Annotated in this window: 16 protein-coding genes; 11 read left to right on the top strand and 5 right to left on the bottom strand. The window is 52.7% G+C overall.

The window, feature by feature from the left end; genetic code table 11:
- Positions 1 to 227 precede the first annotated feature (227 nt).
- Positions 228 to 1,646, top strand: coding sequence for a hypothetical protein (locus tag MK110_01030; GenBank protein ID MCH2209856.1), 1,419 nt, complete (start codon positions 228 to 230; stop codon positions 1,644 to 1,646).
- 69 nt (positions 1,647 to 1,715) lie between these two features.
- Here MK110_01030 and MK110_01025 read toward each other — a convergent pair whose 3' ends face one another.
- Positions 1,716 to 2,378 (bottom strand): sulfotransferase family protein, encoded by a 663-nt coding sequence (locus MK110_01025; protein MCH2209855.1) that lies wholly within the window; start codon positions 2,376 to 2,378, stop codon positions 1,716 to 1,718.
- A 638-nt stretch (positions 2,379 to 3,016) separates the two neighbouring features.
- Here MK110_01025 and MK110_01020 point away from each other — a divergent pair.
- The 10 genes from MK110_01020 (at position 3,017) to MK110_00975 (ending at position 14,623) form a co-directional block, all read left to right on the top strand.
- Entirely contained in the window at positions 3,017 to 3,739 is a 723-nt protein-coding gene (locus tag MK110_01020; GenBank protein ID MCH2209854.1) for an acylneuraminate cytidylyltransferase family protein, read from the top strand.
- 43 nt (positions 3,740 to 3,782) lie between these two features.
- The gene (gene neuB, locus MK110_01015) at positions 3,783 to 4,844 is read left to right on the top strand and encodes an N-acetylneuraminate synthase (GenBank protein ID MCH2209853.1); all 1,062 of its coding nucleotides are present in this window, start codon (positions 3,783 to 3,785) and stop codon (positions 4,842 to 4,844) included.
- Positions 4,841 to 6,022: a UDP-N-acetylglucosamine 2-epimerase gene (neuC, locus tag MK110_01010; GenBank protein MCH2209852.1), complete on the top strand. Its 1,182-nt coding sequence runs from the start codon at positions 4,841 to 4,843 to the stop codon at positions 6,020 to 6,022. Before neuB ends, neuC begins: the two co-directional genes overlap by 4 nt.
- Before the next feature lie 3 nt (positions 6,023 to 6,025).
- Complete coding sequence (locus MK110_01005) at positions 6,026 to 6,685, top strand: acetyltransferase (GenBank protein MCH2209851.1); 660 nt, start codon at positions 6,026 to 6,028, stop codon at positions 6,683 to 6,685.
- Entirely contained in the window at positions 6,678 to 7,736 is a 1,059-nt protein-coding gene (locus tag MK110_01000) for a nucleotidyltransferase family protein (protein ID MCH2209850.1), read from the top strand. The genes MK110_01005 and MK110_01000 overlap by 8 nt, the downstream gene beginning before the upstream one ends.
- Complete coding sequence (locus MK110_00995; protein MCH2209849.1) at positions 7,733 to 8,722, top strand: SDR family NAD(P)-dependent oxidoreductase; 990 nt, start codon at positions 7,733 to 7,735, stop codon at positions 8,720 to 8,722. Before MK110_01000 ends, MK110_00995 begins: the two co-directional genes overlap by 4 nt.
- Positions 8,706 to 9,920, top strand: a complete 1,215-nt coding sequence (locus MK110_00990) for a LegC family aminotransferase (GenBank protein ID MCH2209848.1) — start codon at positions 8,706 to 8,708, stop codon at positions 9,918 to 9,920. Before MK110_00995 ends, MK110_00990 begins: the two co-directional genes overlap by 17 nt.
- A gap of 266 nt (positions 9,921 to 10,186) precedes the next feature.
- On the top strand, positions 10,187 to 12,181 hold the full coding sequence (locus tag MK110_00985) for an ABC transporter ATP-binding protein/permease (protein MCH2209847.1): 1,995 nt from the start codon (positions 10,187 to 10,189) through the stop codon (positions 12,179 to 12,181).
- Between the two features lie 35 nt (positions 12,182 to 12,216).
- On the top strand, positions 12,217 to 13,173 hold the full coding sequence (locus MK110_00980; GenBank protein MCH2209846.1) for a class I SAM-dependent methyltransferase: 957 nt from the start codon (positions 12,217 to 12,219) through the stop codon (positions 13,171 to 13,173).
- Between the two features lie 490 nt (positions 13,174 to 13,663).
- Positions 13,664 to 14,623 carry a GDP-L-fucose synthase gene (locus MK110_00975; GenBank protein ID MCH2209845.1) on the top strand — a complete coding sequence of 320 codons (960 nt, stop codon included), beginning with the start codon at positions 13,664 to 13,666 and terminating at the stop codon, positions 14,621 to 14,623.
- Between the two features lie 331 nt (positions 14,624 to 14,954).
- On the opposite strand, the gene MK110_00970 is transcribed toward MK110_00975, so the two are convergent.
- The 4 genes from MK110_00970 to MK110_00955 all read right to left on the bottom strand — a co-directional run bounded on the left by MK110_00970 (position 14,955) and on the right by MK110_00955 (position 17,926).
- Positions 14,955 to 15,746: a fumarylacetoacetate hydrolase family protein gene (locus MK110_00970; GenBank protein MCH2209844.1), complete on the bottom strand. Its 792-nt coding sequence runs from the start codon at positions 15,744 to 15,746 to the stop codon at positions 14,955 to 14,957.
- A 233-nt stretch (positions 15,747 to 15,979) separates the two neighbouring features.
- Complete coding sequence (locus MK110_00965; GenBank protein MCH2209843.1) at positions 15,980 to 16,171, bottom strand: hypothetical protein; 192 nt, start codon at positions 16,169 to 16,171, stop codon at positions 15,980 to 15,982.
- Between the two features lie 290 nt (positions 16,172 to 16,461).
- Positions 16,462 to 17,415 (bottom strand): dihydroorotate dehydrogenase electron transfer subunit, encoded by a 954-nt coding sequence (locus tag MK110_00960; protein MCH2209842.1) that lies wholly within the window; start codon positions 17,413 to 17,415, stop codon positions 16,462 to 16,464.
- A 127-nt stretch (positions 17,416 to 17,542) separates the two neighbouring features.
- Complete coding sequence (locus MK110_00955; protein MCH2209841.1) at positions 17,543 to 17,926, bottom strand: VOC family protein; 384 nt, start codon at positions 17,924 to 17,926, stop codon at positions 17,543 to 17,545.
- Positions 17,927 to 17,928: the final 2 nt, after the last annotated feature.

The following is a 17,928-nucleotide window of genomic DNA, read 5'->3' as shown; positions in this document are numbered from 1 at the left end:
AGATCAAGTTTCACGGGACAAAACCGGATTAGTACGCCATGCAGACAACGGACCAGGGTCTGACAGGTCAGATCTTGAAGCAGATGTCCGATTTGGCTAAGAAGCCGGCGAATCGGACTCATTCGTTGTGGTAGACGGCCTCACACAGCGCTTCAACACATGCGGTAGAAATTAATTTCCGTCAACTGATCAGAACTCTTATTCTCAGACAGAACAGGGACGTATCCATGGGATCTGTCATCGATCAGGACAGGAACTACCGAGCAGACTTTGGAAATATCTTCAGGTCGTCGGCGATCTTTTACAAACCTCCGGGCATCAGAACTACAGTCACCGTTTCAAACTACTGGGACTTCAAGAACTCACTTGAGATCGGCCTGATGTTTTCCCTCCGGGACATGGAAGGAAAACTGGTCAACAGACACGTAAGGTATTTTGAAGACCAAAACGTGCTCAATTTTGGTGTTGATGAGATCGAAGAGGGATCTGTTGAGATCGAGGCGTTTGGGAACAAAAACCTGCGGATTCCCTACGCGGCCGTCATGGCGATCTACGAAACCCAGACATCAGTATCAATGGTTCACTCATACGGCCGGAATCATTCTCTGACGGAACTGGAAGACGGAAACAGTCTGACCACCGGACGCGAAAGCTGCTGGACACTGCGGAGCGCCGCAGATATCGAGAATCTTGCTGTATTCCACAACGGACATTTGCCTGTGGAAAAACAGACCGGCAGAATCATCATCACCAGCCGGCGCGGAGAAAACCTGGAAAGACACTGTCCGATCGATGTGATTCCGCCCTATGCAACACTGCGCTTTGACCTGGAAGAACGCTGCCCGGGATACAAGAAATTTCTTGATGGTGAGGATGGCTGGGCAACGATCCACTTCAACAACCATTCATCGTTCACCAGGCTGCTGATTGTGTGGCGCCATTCGCCGACCGGACACGTACAGGTCACGCACAGCAATTTCGACTACACAGCGCATTCCACCAACACTCTGAAGGCCGAAAAACCCGCATACATGAAGATCCCTGCTGAGATCATTGACAGGACAAAGTGTGAAGTGGTTGTCTATCCAAAATTCACTCAGGGAAAGTACACATGGACACTCGGCGATCAGCAAACAGACTTTGAAACCGGCACCTTCATCAGTATGACTGAAACGGACAATGACTGCCTTGCATTCGCGCGACAGGACGGAGAACTGCCGGCTCGAATCGTGACAGCGATCAGTGGCGAACTGAACAACAATCTGCTGCCGTTCGAATGTTCACTGGGAATCATTCACGAGAAGCGACCCCCGAAACGGTTCCACTGGGCAACTGTTTCCGCTCGACTCAGATCAAAAATTTACCTTACCGAATACTCTGAAATCTACGGTCGGCCGGATGGACCACTCACGCTGATTTTTCGACTCTATTGCGAAAGCAACAGCCAGTTCCATGAAAGCGTTCTGGATTACGAAAACGTGGAAGATTTGCCAAGCTGCCTGCCACTGAATGAGATTTTTGAAAACAGCGACGCAATTCTCGGGGATTCATTCGGTTACGTCTCACTGTTTTGCAGCTATGGAGGCCTGTTCATTCTGTCGTCAATGCAAAAGGAATCCGCATTTACCCTGGAACATTCATTCTGAGTCAGGTGATACGCTGCCGGAGTCTGCGCAAACTGACCGAATCCTTTTCCGACGCATTCACTGTTTTGTTTACGCTGCGTTCAGTCGCCCGTCTGATTCAGGTACCGAGAACTGGTATCCAAATGATTCCAAATCGTCAGAAAACACTTCCTGAACCACACTGATCAGTTCCGGGGTGTAGTAGTCACGATAATCCCGCTGTCGAGGGGACGCGTTGGCGTGCTCCAGATCCGCTTCAAGGCCAATCTTCTGGCAGATGTAACGGAAGTCCTCCCGCAACGACTCGAAGTGACCCACAAAATCCACTAGTAACTTTCCGTTCTCATCCGTAATCAACGGTTTCTGCTGAAATTCCGGGCGTCTGCTCCACGTATTGACAAACTCATGAAATGTCAGATCGCGAACGCCACGGCCTGATTTGTGACGCGGCAGATGGTGATACAAAGAGACCATCCGGTCAAACGGGTTACGGACAATCGTGAACCGAAACAGATCAGACCAAACGTCTGACGGCATGTTGCATTTAGCAATCCCGGCTGAGGTGTGGCCACGAAACCACTTCCGCTCGTAGGCCGTCCAGTGATTGATCCGAATTCCAAGAGCTCTCAGAATCCGATTTTCCATGAAGCGTTCCGGCTGGGACGAATACGGTTTCAATGCTCTCTTGATGCTCGTCCCGCCAGTACGCAGCAGGTGGCAAAACAGGAATTTTTTGTCAAACGAAACGATCATTGCCGTTAGCTTCCTCTGCGGTCAGCGACCTGCGCCATCACTCAAGGGTGTGGCGGTGGACTGGGCGTAAACTGAATCCGGTATCTGTCTGAAGAGTGCACACATCGGCATCCTGCCTCGTTCCGACCTTGTCAGCCGCAGATAAACGTCAGATCAGTACAGTTCAACAGATGAAATCAGCCACACTTCACTTGTATTGAAATATAGAAAGTTTCGTCACAAATCACGCGTTCGCGAAAACAGCAAACGTGGCTGATAGCGGAACTGATCGGTAAGGACAACACTAAATGACCAAGAGTGAAATGGGAATAGCAGACAGAATCCACCTGTCCGGAAGCACATTTCTTCCGCAGCAGCGATTCCTGCCGATCATTCAGCAACATAACAATTTGAAGAATGCAGTCTCTACCCGACCGATGTTTGATATTCTCGCTGACTTCGTCACCGGACTGTACGAAGTCAATTTTTACAATTGTGTGAGTACAGGCCGGTCTGCCCAGTCAGCAGCAAATCGGAATCAGAAAAACAGATTTAAAACACCTGTTGACGTTCAATCTTGACTCAATGTCTCAAATGCATTACCTAGCCACTGCACTGTGGAATGGAGTCCCCTGTCTGGTTTCGAAGTGTTCTGATATATGCCAAACACACTTGGATTTGTGTTTGCTCGCGGTGGTTCCAAAGGTCTCCCTAATAAGAACCTGCGACTTCTGGGTGGTAAACCCCTGATCGCGCACTCCATCGAAGCAGCTCTGGCCAGCCGCAGCCTCGATAGGATCGTCGTGTCGACGGACGATTCTGAGATTGCCGCGGTTGCAGAAAAATTTGGTGCGGAAGTGCCGTTTCTTCGTCCGGCTCACCTGGCTACTGACACAGTGCCCGAACGGCAGGCCTGGCGACATGCGATCGAACAGATGGAGTTGCTGGAACAGCAGCGCATCGAAGTGTTCGTCAGTGTGCCACCCACCTGTCCGCTGCGTATCCCGTCTGACATTGATCGAACGGTGGATGCGCTGACTGGCGGAACTGCCGACATCGTGCTCACAGCAACAAAAACCGACTGTAATCCGTATTTCAACATGATCACGATCGCTGATGACGACGCAGCGGAACTGGCAATTCGGCCAGCCGGCCATGTCGTCCGTCGTCAGGATGCTCCAACAGTTTACCAGTTGACTGCCGTAGCCTATGCAGCACGCCGGGACCCTCTGTTCCGGTATGACTCAATTTTTGACAGTAGAGCCAGCGCAATCGAAATACCGTACGAACGATCAATCGATATCGATTCCGAACTGGACCTGCAGCTGGCTGAAGTTTTGCTGTCACATCAGGCGACACAGGACAACCGGCGCGCGGCTTAGCGGCAAAAACAGAACCCGACTGCCTGGTTCAGGGAAGTTCAGCATGGCATCACACACTGACACGATCACAATAGATGACAGAACCGTCGGCGCCGGACATCCGTGTTTTGTAATCGCCGAAGCAGGAGTCAACCACAATGGAAGCGTTGACCGCGCACTGAAATTAATCGACGCAGCAGCAAATGCCGGTGCAGATGCCGTCAAATTTCAGACATTCAGTGCATCACGAATTGCGGTGAAAGATGCGGCGCAGGCTGCCTATCAACAGCGGAATCTGGGTAAGCAGCAGTCTCAGCTGGAGATGCTGACACAGCTGGAACTTTCGGACGCTGCGCATGTCACCCTGGTAAACCGTTGTCGAGAGCGCGAAATTCTGTTCATGTCAACTCCCTTTGATGAGCTCAGTGCCGATCTTTTGATGGAACTGGATGTCAAAGTTTTTAAGCTGCCATCGGGGGAAATGACCAACCTTCCCTTTCTGCGGTACGTGGCCGACATGGAACGACCGATGGTTGTTTCAACGGGAATGTGCAGTCTTGGAGAAGTTGAAGAAGCAGTGGGAGCCATCGAATCTGCCGGCAATTCACAATTCGTACTGCTGCACTGTGTCAGTAACTATCCGGCCGATCCTTCGGAAGTCAACCTGCGAGCCATGGCAACCATGCGTGCGGCATTTGGACGACCGGTCGGATATTCGGATCACACCATGGGGATCGATGTCGGTCCGGCTGCAGTGGCACTCGGTGCCTGCGTCCTGGAAAAACATTTTACACTGGACCGATCACTACCCGGACCGGATCACAAAGCATCTCTGGAACCGAACGAACTCACACAGCTGATAAAAAGTATTCGAACGGTCGAATCCGCTCTGGGAACAGGCATCAAGCAGCCGACTGCGGCAGAACAGGAAACGGCACGTGCCGCCAGAAAGAGTCTTGTCACAATCGCAGAGATTCCGGCAGGCACAACACTCACCCCCGACCTGATTGCCGTTAAGCGTCCTGGAACCGGCCTGCCTCCGGCGATGAAACCTTACATTCTGGACCGCAGCACCAGATCCACGCTGCCCGCCGGACATGTTCTCAGAATGGAAGACGTCGCATGAGGTCGGTGACCGCAGTGACGGTTGGACGGTCTGACTGGGGCATCTACCGTCCGGTGTTGACGCGGATACTCCAGGATCCTCGACTGAATCTGAGTCTGGTAGTGTCGGGTGCGCATCTGTGCCGTCGGGACGGACGTACGATTGACGAAATCCGCAGTGATGGTTTCAGTGTCACCGAGACAGTGGACATGCTGCTGGGAAGTGATCACCCGGTAGGAACAGCAAAATCAATTGGCCTTGGAACCATTGGTTTTGCTGATACCTGGGAACGTCTCAATCCGGACATCATACTGCTTCTGGGTGATCGCTTTGAAATGCTGGCGGCAGCACTTGCAGCTGTACCTATGGGAATTCCGATCGCTCATATCCACGGTGGCGAGGTAACACACGGCGCGATCGACGATGCTTTTCGACATTCAATTACCAAGTACAGCCATTTACATTTTGCATCAACGCACGAGCACGCGAATCGAATCATCCAGCTGGGTGAAGAACCGTGGCGGGTAACGATCTCCGGAGCGCCCGCGATCGACAATCTGAAACTAATCAGACTGATCAGTCGCGAAAAACTAGCTGCAGAGCTGGATATTGATCCGTGTCAGAATCCACTGATTGTGACTTACCATCCGGTCACTCTCCAGCAGCAGGACACGTTACATCAAGTCGAAATTTTGGTTTCTGTCCTGTCAGAACTGACCCTTCCGATCGTGATCACTCGTCCGAATGCAGACCCCGGACAGTCGGTGATCTCAGAACAACTGGAACGATTCGAACAGGAACATGCCAATGTGCGTCTGATCAGCAACTTTGGCACGCAGAAATATTTCAGTCTGATGCGTGACGCGTGTGTGATGGTCGGAAATTCATCCAGCGGAATCATCGAGGCTGCAATGTTCGGACTTCCTGTCGTGAATATCGGTCCACGCCAGTCCGGACGTCCACGATCAGAAAATGTCATTGATGTTGATTGTGTGCGTCAGGAGATCCTTGACGGCATCGCCAAAGCGCGTTCACCGGACTTTAAATTGCGTTCGGAACGGGCTCAAAACATCTACGGGAGTGGCAACGCAGGAGAAATCATCGCAGCACGTCTGGCCAGTGTCGAAATGGACGACGCATTAAAACTGAAGCGTTTCCATGATCTGCCCGCTGCAGCATCAGGAAATGCGGCGGCGTAATCAATGAGTCGTGTAATCATCATCGGAGGAGGCGCACAGGCCAGAGTGCTGATCGAAGCGATCAGTGCAGCAGCTGATCCACCCGAATTGTGTGGAGTGCTGGATAATGATCGTTCGTTGTGGAACCGGAAAGTCGGAGGAGTTGCTGTACCGGGTGGCGATGACCTGCTTCAGGGTCTTGTCAATACCGGTAAATGTGATTCGTTTGTTATCGCAATTGGCGGAGTGCGAAAATTTCAACTCAGAAAATCACTTTTTAATCAGGCGTCCGGTACCGGTCTGCGGCCGTGGACTGTTCATCATCCGTCGTCTGAATGTTCTTCATCGGCAAAAGTTGCCGCAGGCTGCCAGTTGCTGGCACGATGTGTCGTCAATACGGACGCCGTCATTCACCGAAATGTCATCATCAATACTGCAGCAGTCGTCGAACACGACTGCATCGTAGGAGAACATACCCATATCGCACCACAGGCCTGCGTTGGCGGCGGTGTCCACGTCGGTCCCGAAACCCATATTGGCATAGGAGCCACTGTATTGGAGAATCTGACAATCGGCAGTCGTGCTGTCATTGGAGCCGGAGCTGTCGTGGTCACAGATGTCCCTGACGATTCGGTCTTTGTCGGTGTTCCCGCTCGTCGGATAAAAAAACAGATTCATGAGTAACGACATCAAAACGCTGTGTGCTACAGATGATTACTCGTTCCGGGAAATCATGAGCCTTATCGATCGCGGTGGAATCGGTATCGCTTTGCTGGTTGATTCGGCCGGGGTCTTCCTGCGCACAATCACCGACGGGGATCTGCGACGCGGGATACTGGCAGGATTCGATCTCAGCACGACCCTGCAGGAAATGCCGCCCAATGAACAACCCTCAATCACGGCACCGGCAGACACCCCCGCCGAGAAACAACAGTGGATCATGCGGAACAGGGGAATTCGCCACCTTCCGCTGTTGAACGACGACGGTACTGTGGCCGACCTGGCACAGGCAACCGGATTTGTGACAGACCAACTGCCCATGCAGGCCGTAATTATGGCGGGAGGATTCGGCACAAGGCTCAGACCACTGACGGACAGCACTCCCAAACCCATGCTGCAGATTGGAGGCAAACCGCTGATGCAGCGTACGATCGAAAATCTCCAGCGGGCCGGCATCAGTCGAATCCATGTCACGACTCACTACCTGCCGGAAAAGATCACCGGTCATTTTGGTGACGGACATCAGTTTGGCGTTGATATCAATTACGTCACAGAGGAAATTCCGATGGGAACCGCCGGTGCTCTGCGACTGCTGAACCATATCGACGAACCACTGCTGGTTATTAATGGCGATATTCTCACCCATGTTGATTTTGGTTCGCTTTCAAGGTTTCATCAGGAACACAAGGCGGCACTGACAGTTGCGGTAAGACAGTACGACGTTCAGGTTCCATACGGTGTCGTCGAATCCACAGACGGCGTCGTTCACAGCCTGCGGGAAAAACCAAGGTTCCATTTTCAGGTCAATGCAGGAATCTACAAACTTGAGCCATTCGCTTGTCGCTACATACCAAAGAGCGGTCGTTACGATATGACGGACCTCATCGACGCCCTGTTGCAGGCTGACGAGACAGTTGTTGGATTTCCGATTACGGAATACTGGCTGGATATTGGTCAGCATGACGACTTCCGACAGGCGCAGGAGGATGCCACACAACAACGGTGGGCCGCATGAACTGGACAGGAAAGACGGTCCTTGTTACCGGAGCCGGTGGATTCATCGGCAGCCATCTGGCGGAACGGCTCACCGAATCCGGTGCCCGGGTTCGTGCAATGGTGCACTACAATTCCGGCGGAAGTGCGGGCTGGCTAAATGAGTCTTCTCTGCGACCACAGATGGACGTTGTTGCGCGTGATGTCAGAGATGCCGGGGCCGTCCTGGACGCAATGAAAGGATGCGATACCGTCTTCCATCTGGCCGCACTCATTGCCATTCCTTACTCGTACGTCGCGCCGGCGTCCTACATCCAGACAAATGTTGCCGGCACACTCAACGTTCTCGAAGCCGCCCGAACGCTCAACACTCAACGCGTGATTCACACTTCCACCAGTGAAGTTTACGGTACCGCGTTGGAAGTACCGATCTCGGAAACGCATTCGCTGCAGGGACAGTCACCTTATTCGGCCAGTAAGATCGGTGCTGACAAACTGGCCGAATCTTACTACCGCTCATTTGATACGCCTGTCACCACGGTCCGACCGTTCAATACCTTCGGACCGCGACAGTCCACTCGGGCCGTCCTGCCCACTATCATCACACAATGTCTGCAGCCAGACACTAAAACCATCCGACTTGGCAGCCTGACACCCACACGAGACCTCAACTATGTGGCCAACACGGTCCACGGTTTCATCCGCGCAGCTGAATCGCCCGAAACCGTCGGACGCACGGTAAACATCGGGTCCGGAAGAGAAATCAGTATTGGTGATCTTGCCGAAACGATCGTGCGGATTGTTGGCCGCCGGATCAGTATTGAATGCGATGCCCAGCGGATTCGGCCTGAAAAAAGTGAAGTCGAACGCCTGCTTGCCGACAACACACTTGCAAAAGAACTGATTGGCTGGCAACCACTATTCACACTGGAAGAAGGACTGGAGCTAACGATCGACTGGTTCCGTGAAAACCTTTCCAGATACCGACACGATGCCTATTCAATCTAATACTGCGAAAGACGTGGTCTCCGCAACCGGCCCCTTTATTCCGCTCAGCGAACCATACCTTCACGGCAAAGAATGGGAATATGTCCGTGAATGTCTGGATACAGGCTGGGTCTCATCAGCGGGTCCGTTCGTCGACAGGTTTGAATCGGACATCGCCCGCTACACAGACACATCCCATGCTGTCGCAACCATCAATGGAACGTCCGCGCTGCATACAGCGCTACTTGCTGTGGGAATCGAACCCGAGGACGAGGTCCTGGTATCAACGCTGACATTTATTGCGTCCGTCAATGCCATTCAATACACAGGAGCCTGTCCGGTTCTGATCGATGCAGAACCCACTTACTGGCAAATGGACCCGGCACTGGTCCACAATTTTCTGACCAGACAATGTACAGTGTCCAGTGGCTCACTGCGAAACCGGGTGACCGGACGTCGAGTTCGGGCCATCATGCCGGTGCATATTCTGGGGCATCCCGCAGAATTAAACGATTTAACAGCAATCGCCCGAAAATTCGACCTGGCCATCATTGAAGATGCCGCTGAATCACTGGGTGCGGAGTATTACAACCGAAAAATTGGTGGCTTCGGTGACGTCACATGCTTCAGCTTCAACGGGAACAAAACAATCACAGCCGGTGCCGGGGGGATGATTGTGACAAACCAGGCAGCGATTGCGGATCGAGCGAGGTACCTGACCACGCAGGCTCGCTCGGATCCCGTTGAGTATGAACACGAAGAAACGGGCTATAATTACCGCATGTCCAACGTGGCGGCGGCAATCGGTGCCGCCCAGCTGGAATGTATCGATTCGGTTATTGCGAAGAAGCGGTCAATTGCTTCGACCTATCGGTCCGCACTGAACATCCCCGGCTGGCAATGGCACACTGAGTCCGTCCAGGCACTTTCAACCTGCTGGCTGTCAACCGCTTTCATTGATCCGGGTAACCCGGAATTCACGGCGAAAGATCTCCGAACACATTTGCACGATCACCAAATCCAGTCCAGACGACTGTGGCGACCGATGCACCGTAACCGCCCATACGCAGACTGCCAAAACGTACTGACGGGTGCTGCCGACAGGATTGCTGAGAATGCACTCAGCTTCCCGTCATCAGCATCCCTGACGAGCAGTGACCAGGATCGTGTGTGCGCGACCGTCATGTCAATTCTGGAACGTCAGGCGGGCGTCAGTTAACAACCGATCAGGCCCCGCGCCCTCCGACAAAGCCCAAGTCGACCGTTCGATCCCGACAGAAGTCTCACCGCAACAGGTCCTTGAGACGCCATCCTGAAGACCCTGCACGAATCTCATCTTGTGGCAGACGGCTGGTTCTGCAATAGTCGAGTCCGTGTGTAACCGGTTGCGCAACGCTGAAAACCCTGGTGCTGAAAACCTTGGTGTCTGCGGGACGTGCAGTTACGAAGGCAGTTGTCCGCTGTTCGCCCCAGTTTTTTAAATCTATGCAACAGCTTCATCTGATCGGAAGGTTCATATGGCCGTATCGCAGGCGGCTGGGATTGTCCATTGTCTGCGCAATGATGGTTTCGCTGCTTTGGTCGACCAATCTGTCTGCGACACTTCCGGCCATCAAGATATTGTTTGGTGACAAAAGCCTGCATTCATCAGTGGATGATAGAATTGTCCAGCTGACCGGGGAAATCAATAAATACACCAAATCACTGGCCAGTCTTGATGAAGATCAGCTGGCGGAACGTGCGCGACTACAGCGAAAACTTAATGACGCCGCACACGATAAATGGTTTCAGCAGCGGTTAAAGGATTCTGTACTGCCATGGATTCCACAGGATCGGTACAGGACCATGCTGGCTATTATGGTGGCCCTGGTGCTCGCAATCACACTCAAGGGCTGTGCCACCTATGTCCAGGATTTGCTGGTCGGCTCGGTGGTTTACTCCACTGCCAATGACATCCGGGCAGCGGCGTTCGGAAATGCACTGGATCTTGATTACCAGTCTCTTAACGCGCTCGGAACAGCCACTCTGACTTCCCGGCTGACTAACGACATCACCGAGCTCAGTCACGGGCTGCGATTATTCTGTATCCATCTCGTACGTGAACCCCTCAAAATTGTTGGATGCATAGCAGCAGCAATGATCCTCAACTGGCGACTGACAATCGTCTCTCTTCTTGTGATGCCGCTGATTGGTGTGCTTTTCTATCGCTCCGGCCGGATTCTCCGCAGTGCAGCGCGCGACACCTTGCAAACAATGACCGGCATCTATCAGCATCTTACCGAAACGTTTGACTCAACACGGGTGGTCGTGGCATACGACGGCAAGTCCCATCATGAACGTCAGCTGGGAACGGCAAATCGCGAATACTTTGACAACTCAATGCGTGTAGTGAGAATCAGCGCACTGATTCGTCCCGTGACAGAACTGCTGGCGATCCTGGCCTTCACGGCTGTACTCCTGCCCGGGGCGTACATGGTTCTCAACAACACGGACCAGATTCTTGGTGTCAAACTGGCGTCGACCGCACTTGATGCTCCACAACTGATTACACTTTACGTACTCCTTGCCGGAGTCCTCGACCCTGTTCGTAAACTGTCCGCCATATTCCCGCAGATTAAACGATCTCTGGCCGCCGCCGACCGAATTTTTGAGGTTGCCGGTCAGCAAACAGCCATTCCGGATACTCCGTCTCCTGTCCAGCTGCCGTCACATTCGAAAAGCATTTCCTTTGAGCATGTGTATTTCCGTTATCGCGGTGTCGGTACTGAAGGGACGGATGATTCGCATTCACTGCAAAACGTCAATCTGGAGATTCCGTATGGAGAAGTTGTTGCAGTGGTCGGCAGCAATGGATGTGGTAAATCCACCCTGTTGAGCCTGCTGCCAAGACTTGTCGATCCCACCGAAGGTCGGGTCTGTATCGATGGACTTGATATACGCGAAATCAGTCTGCGGGATCTAAGACGACAAATTGGCATTGTGACCCAGGATACAATCCTGTTCGATGAATCGATTTATGACAATGTTCGTTACGGTAACCCGGATGCGGACCCGTCTGTGATTGAGGATGCAATTCGCAGAGCGCACGCCGAGGATTTTATCTCTCTGCTTCCGGAGGGGATGCATACCCTCGCAGGAGCCAGGGGACAAAAACTTTCAGGTGGCCAGCGCCAGCGTCTGGCGCTGGCACGAGCGTTCGTGCGTTCCCCGTCGATTCTGATTCTTGACGAGGCTACATCAGCGATTGACGCTGAAAGTGAAGTTCTGATCTACAATGCCCTCAAACAGTACTCCGAGAACCGAACGGTGTTCGTCGTCACCCATGTGATCAGTCAGTCTTTTCTGAATATGATCGATCGGGTCATTGTGATGAATCGCGGGCAGATCATTGCAAACGGAACACACGAAGAACTCTTTCAGAGTTGCCCTGAGTATTCCCGACTGGCCCGGCCGGACTCCACCGTTCGCGAAGCGGCATAAAACCGGCCATTCAGCTGTGAAGACATGGACGCGCGATGAAGACTGAAACCCCATGCGACCTGTGTAATCAAAACACGTTCGATCGGATCGCGGATTGCGACCGCAACAATCGCCCACTGGATACCGTGATCTGCACAAATTGTGGTCTGGTCAGACACGCCACCGTTCCGTCTGACAGTGACCTGGCGAGGTTCTACTCCGGTTCGTATCGGCAGGAATACAACGGAGAAAAAACTCCGGGGCCCCGGCGCGTGATGCGTGCCTGGCTGAATGGTGAACGAATCTGCCGGCAAATTTCGTCCGCGATACCCGCAGGTGGCAAGGTCCTCGAAATCGGTGCGGGAATCGGCTGTACTGTCAAAGTCTTTGAGCAGGCAGGCTTCAGAGCAGAAGGGATCGATCCGGGTGGAGAATTCCTCACGTATTCACGTGAACGCCTGCAGGCTCGTGTTAACACCTGCAGTCTGGATGACCTGCCTGCGACTCCGCAATTCGATGCTGTTCTTCTGGTTCATGTGATTGAGCATCTTCGTTCTCCGTTAAAATCACTGCGACACATTGCCAGACTGCTAAAGCCAAGCGGCCTGTTGTATATTGAATGCCCCAATCTGCAGGCTCCGTTTGCTTCGCGACGTCGACTTTTTCATTATGCTCATATTCACAATTTCGTACCTGCGACACTGCAGCAGTGTGGGGCGGGTAGCGGATTCGGACTTCACGGGCGGTTCGGCGATGATCAGGACCCAAACCTTCAGATGCTGTTCCGGAAAACGTCCGGTGTCATTTTGAAGACGGATCCGATGAATGCTCAACGGACACTGCAGGATCTTCGCAGAACCGATTTCCTGCCATATCACCTTCGGTCCAGATACATAATTGATCGTGTGCGTAAAGTTTCGTCCTATGCCCAGGAACATCTGCATGCCCGGGCATTTGTCGAACGTCTGGTTGATCACTGCAGCGAATCACAAATCAGATCGCGTGCAGCCTGAACCGTTCTGCATGGAAGATCGCCCGTGACCAGGCCCGCTGCGAATGCAGGCGTCGACAACGTCTGTAACAGTTACTGAGTACACCGGCTGACTGTCCCCTGCCACAACTGATCAGCCGGCCGTATCCCGGATACAGCAAGTCACCGGGATACGTACATAAAAACGAACGGTGGATCCTTTCAACGGAAACACCATGATGCGGGATATACCGTATTCCTGCGTGGTCAGATTCTCAGTAGACCTTACCAGGTCTGTATGAGAAAATACTGAGTGATCTGACTGTAAGTTTGGTACGACAATTTCCCGGAAAATCTTTGCCAAGCATTGTGCAATTGCGTCCAAATCCGGAACTTCAGTCATCGATCGTGATCTGCAATGTCTCCTGGACAGGCATAAACGGGAAACGCTGCTGAATTCGACGTCGTTCAGGCAATCGGATCGACATGATTTCCGGACAGACGGAGTTGTTCACCGATGAGGCCATTTTCCAATGTCGCGGATATTAAAACAATCGCGGATTTACGTTGCCGGTCATCAGGGCATGGTCGGTTCAGCCGTAGTGAGACAGCTGAAAGCCGACGGATTTACAAATCCGATTGTTGCTACACATTCGGAACTTGATCTGATTTGTCAGTCGGACACCAACGATTTTTTCCGGCAGAACAAGCCGCAAATCGTGATTTTCGCTGCGTCCCGTGTTGGTGGCATCCATGCGAACAGCACGGCACCGGCGGAGTTCATTTATCAAAACGTCGCGATGGCCACAAATGCGATCCATGCGGCCTGGAAATGTGGAACACAGCGATTTTTGTTCCTCGGCAGCACTTGTGTTTATCCTCGAATTGCGCCGCAGCCAATTCCCGAAACAGCATTACTCACATCTGCACTGGAACCAACGAACGAAGCCTACGCCATTGCCAAAATCGCGGGCCTGAAAATGTGTCAATTTTATCGTGAGCAGTACGGAGTCACGTATCACTCGGCGATGCCTACGAATCTGTACGGTCCCGGAGACAACTATCATCCTGAAAACAGTCACGTTCTGCCGGCAATGATTCGCAGATTTCACCAGGCAAAGGAAACCGGTGCGTCTTCGGTCACAATTTGGGGAAGCGGCAAACCCTTGCGAGAATTCCTGCACGTCACGGATATTGCAGCTGGGATTCTGCACCTCTTGTCACTGAACGATCCCCCCGATCTGGTTAATATCGGTACCGGACAGGAGATATCGATTCGACAGCTTGCCGAGCTGGTTGCAGAAATCGTTGGCTATCGCGGCAGCATCACAACTGACACAACGAAACCTGACGGTACTCCCCGCAAGCTTTCGGATGTTCGACTCATTCAAAGCACTGGCTGGTCCCCGAAAATCGGTCTGCGCGATGGAATCACCAGCGCCTATGCAGCATTCCTTAATGAACTGAGCCAGCAGTCGCTGCGATCAGCATGACGAACAGTGAAATCACCTGGTGGTGTTCGAAGTCGGGAATTACCTGACCATTTCGCTGCCCGCCCAAATGCATCTTTTAATGGACCCTCCATCCAGTCGTTCAGCGGACGATACCATCGGAAGACAATACGTGGGGTGCCACCCGGATGAGCACGGCAGATTTCGCCATCACTAAACTCTTTGAGGAACAGGTCACCGCTGACAGTGACACCGTCTGCCTGAACTCTCCTGATATTCATTCCGAAACCAAGGGGGACAGTTCATACAGATTCCCGCGGTCACAGGCGTTGACGTTCAGATCACACCCGACGAGCAGGCATTGATCCTGCGGTTAACCGGAATACGGTTCGGCCACAACCGGATTGGAAAGTACTCCAATGCCGGTAACCTCAACCTCAACAACCTGTCCGGCCTGCAACGTTTCCGGGTGCCCTGCTGTTCCGGACCAGATGGCATCGCCCGGCTTCAGTGTGACATGCTGACTGATGAAGCTGATGACTTCGCCAAAGTCGTAGTACATGTCGGCTGTGGTCACGCGATCCACTTCATTGCCATCGATGCGAACAATCATATCGCCGCCGCCGCGGGGGTCGAAGTCTGTTTCAATCCAGGGACCGATGGGACCGAAACTGTCGGCGCCTTTACCTCGCCACGTTGAAGAGTCGTTGACCTGCCAGTCGCGTTCGGAAATATCGTTTCCACAGGTATAGCCCAGGATTCTGTTCCACGCTTCATCCGGATCGACCCGGCGTGTTGTGGCACCGATGATTGCAACGCACTCACCCTCGTATTCCACACCGGCTTTAGAGTCGTACGGAATGACAATGGCCGCGCCGGGACTCGAAAGGGAATTGATCGCTTTAAGCCATGGTTCAGGAGTCGGCAGCATCTGTGTGTTGCCGGTGATCACTGAAGCCATTTCGAGGTGAGCCTCAAAATTGACGCCGGGGCCAAACATTTGCGACGGCACTACCGGTGCCAGTAGTTTCACTGCCTGCAAAGAGTGAGTCATTTCGGTCAGAAAAAAATCTCCGAATACGTCACCTTCAATCTGAGTAATCACATCCTCTTCGACAATTCCGTGATGAACCTGTCCGTCAGTATCAAAACGTGCAATTTTCATGATGTCGGCTGATCGATTGAGCGTTATGGCAGTTACGTCGGTTACTGACTGATAAAAGTGGAGGCCGTTATCGCTTCATGTACAATACCGTCGCTCACTCATCCGTCTCAGAATCCAGAACAGCAAAATCCAGACAAGTCCGCCCAATCATGGTTCGACAACTGGTCCACACAGTACCCCTTGCCGACTGGTGAGACGTCCACCATTGAAGGCATCCGTACAACACAGCAAATTCAGCTCAATACGGATTCATACGCATCCGCATTGAAGCCGATTAATATCGTTTTGCCGGCTCTTAGTGTGGGTGCACGCAAATTACCGGTTGGACCAAGCATCATCCCGGCCAGTGTGTCATCGGAGGGACGATCTTTTGTGAGGTCAACCTCGGTAACCTTCCTGCCTTTGGCGACGAACATTTTCGTCATGCCTTTCAGCAGGACAATTGCATCGTCGGCACCATAGCGTTCCTTCTTCGCGTCGATCTGTGTCGCGATAGTAATATTCTGAGTCGCAAGAAACTCCTGCGCACGAGTACAGGAAGTTCAGCCCTTCCGGTGGTAGCTCCAGTCAACCTGACTGACCATGGTTTTTCCTTTGTCAGAGGCCGTCGTAAAAGTACGTGTCACCTGACCCGCACCATGACGGAATTCTAATGCAGACTTACGAGATCGCCAGCGAGGTGCACCAGGAGAGTGTGGAACTCCGGTCGATCACATCACGAGAGAATGATCTGTTCAGCAGGAAATACGGGACCTTCGATACAGGTTCGACGGTAGTCCCATTCTCCTTCGCCGAGTTTGACTTTGGTCACACAGCTGAAGCAGGCTCCAAAACCACAGGCCATGGGAGTTTCCAGTGATAACCAGCAGGGAACATTCGCAGCCAGGCAAATGTCGCCAACAGCTTTCATCATAGGTTCCGGACCACAGCAATAGACATGTACTTCAGATGTTCCCAAAGTAAATTGTTCCTTAAGCAGATCCGTCACGAGACCGTGGTGTCCGAATGTTCCGTCGTCAGTGGCCACCTGAACCGTAAGTCCAGGTTGACTGAAGTCATCCAGGCCGGCGGCATAGTCAGCAGACCTCACGCCGTAGCACAGCGTCACATTATCCGGCTTCCGCATCATTGTCCGCACCGGATGACCGTATGTTTGCAGCCCCAGAGCTTCTCTGGCCACAGCCAGAAAAGGTGTCTGCCCGATCCCTCCGGCGACACACAGCAGACGTCTGGAAGTCGGCACGGGGAATCCGTTTCCCAGTGGTCCCCACAGGACGACCCTGGTGCCAGGCTGCCAGTTGCTCATTATTGAAGTCAGTTTGCCGACGACCACATACCCGAATTCAACTCCGACGGGTCGACCGTCATCATCCGAATAAGTGTCGTACAGTGCGAACGGCCGACCCAGCAGCGGATCACTGCCGGATTCCGGACGAATCATAAAGAACTGCCCCGGGGTGATTCGCTGAGCCAGTTCCGGCTGACGTATCTGCACGGCCCAGGTATCACGTGCCAGTTCGCGCACGTTTTCGACACGTGCAAGATATTGCTGAGCGTGAAGCATCATGCCGGGAAGGCAGTTGGCGTCTGTAGACATCGGAAAACTGGCTGAAAAACTCGGGAGGACAACACAACGTTGAGCATAATAGCCTGACACAAAATGTGCCACGAGGAACACCAAACGAAACCGAATCGAGTTGCCGACATCAGTAAACCGGCACCCGTTCTGACCTGATTCCATCGTCTTATCAGAAGAATACAGAAAATTTTTGCAGTGTCAGATGTATGCCGTGAATTCATATCATCGGTGTGACACGCTGCACAAGCTGGATCGGGAGTCCCCACGGATCGCGCAGCATGGCGGCCGTGTCTTCGCCGATATTGTGAAGATCCGCGAAGACGGTTGCGCCGGCGGTTCGAAGCCGGGCGGTGTCGCCAGAAATGTCGTTTGATACAAATGCCAGGTGAAGCTGGGCAGGCGGCATTTGATGATAATCCGGCAGCGGCGAATCACGATTTCCGTAAATTTCTATCATAACAGTACCGCTGTCATCAGTCAGAAAATGTGCATACGGTGCGTCCACACTACGGCGTACCACTTTCATTCCAAGGTTGTCAACATACCAGCGAGCCATCAGGACCGGTTCTTCAACATTGAATGCAGTGTGCTCGATTTTCATGA

Source organism: Fuerstiella sp. (assembly GCA_022447225.1).
In the GTDB taxonomy this organism is placed as follows: Bacteria; Planctomycetota; Planctomycetia; order Planctomycetales; family Planctomycetaceae; genus S139-18.
Note: the sequence above shows the minus strand (reverse complement) of the source record. Positions and strands in the feature narration are given on the sequence as shown.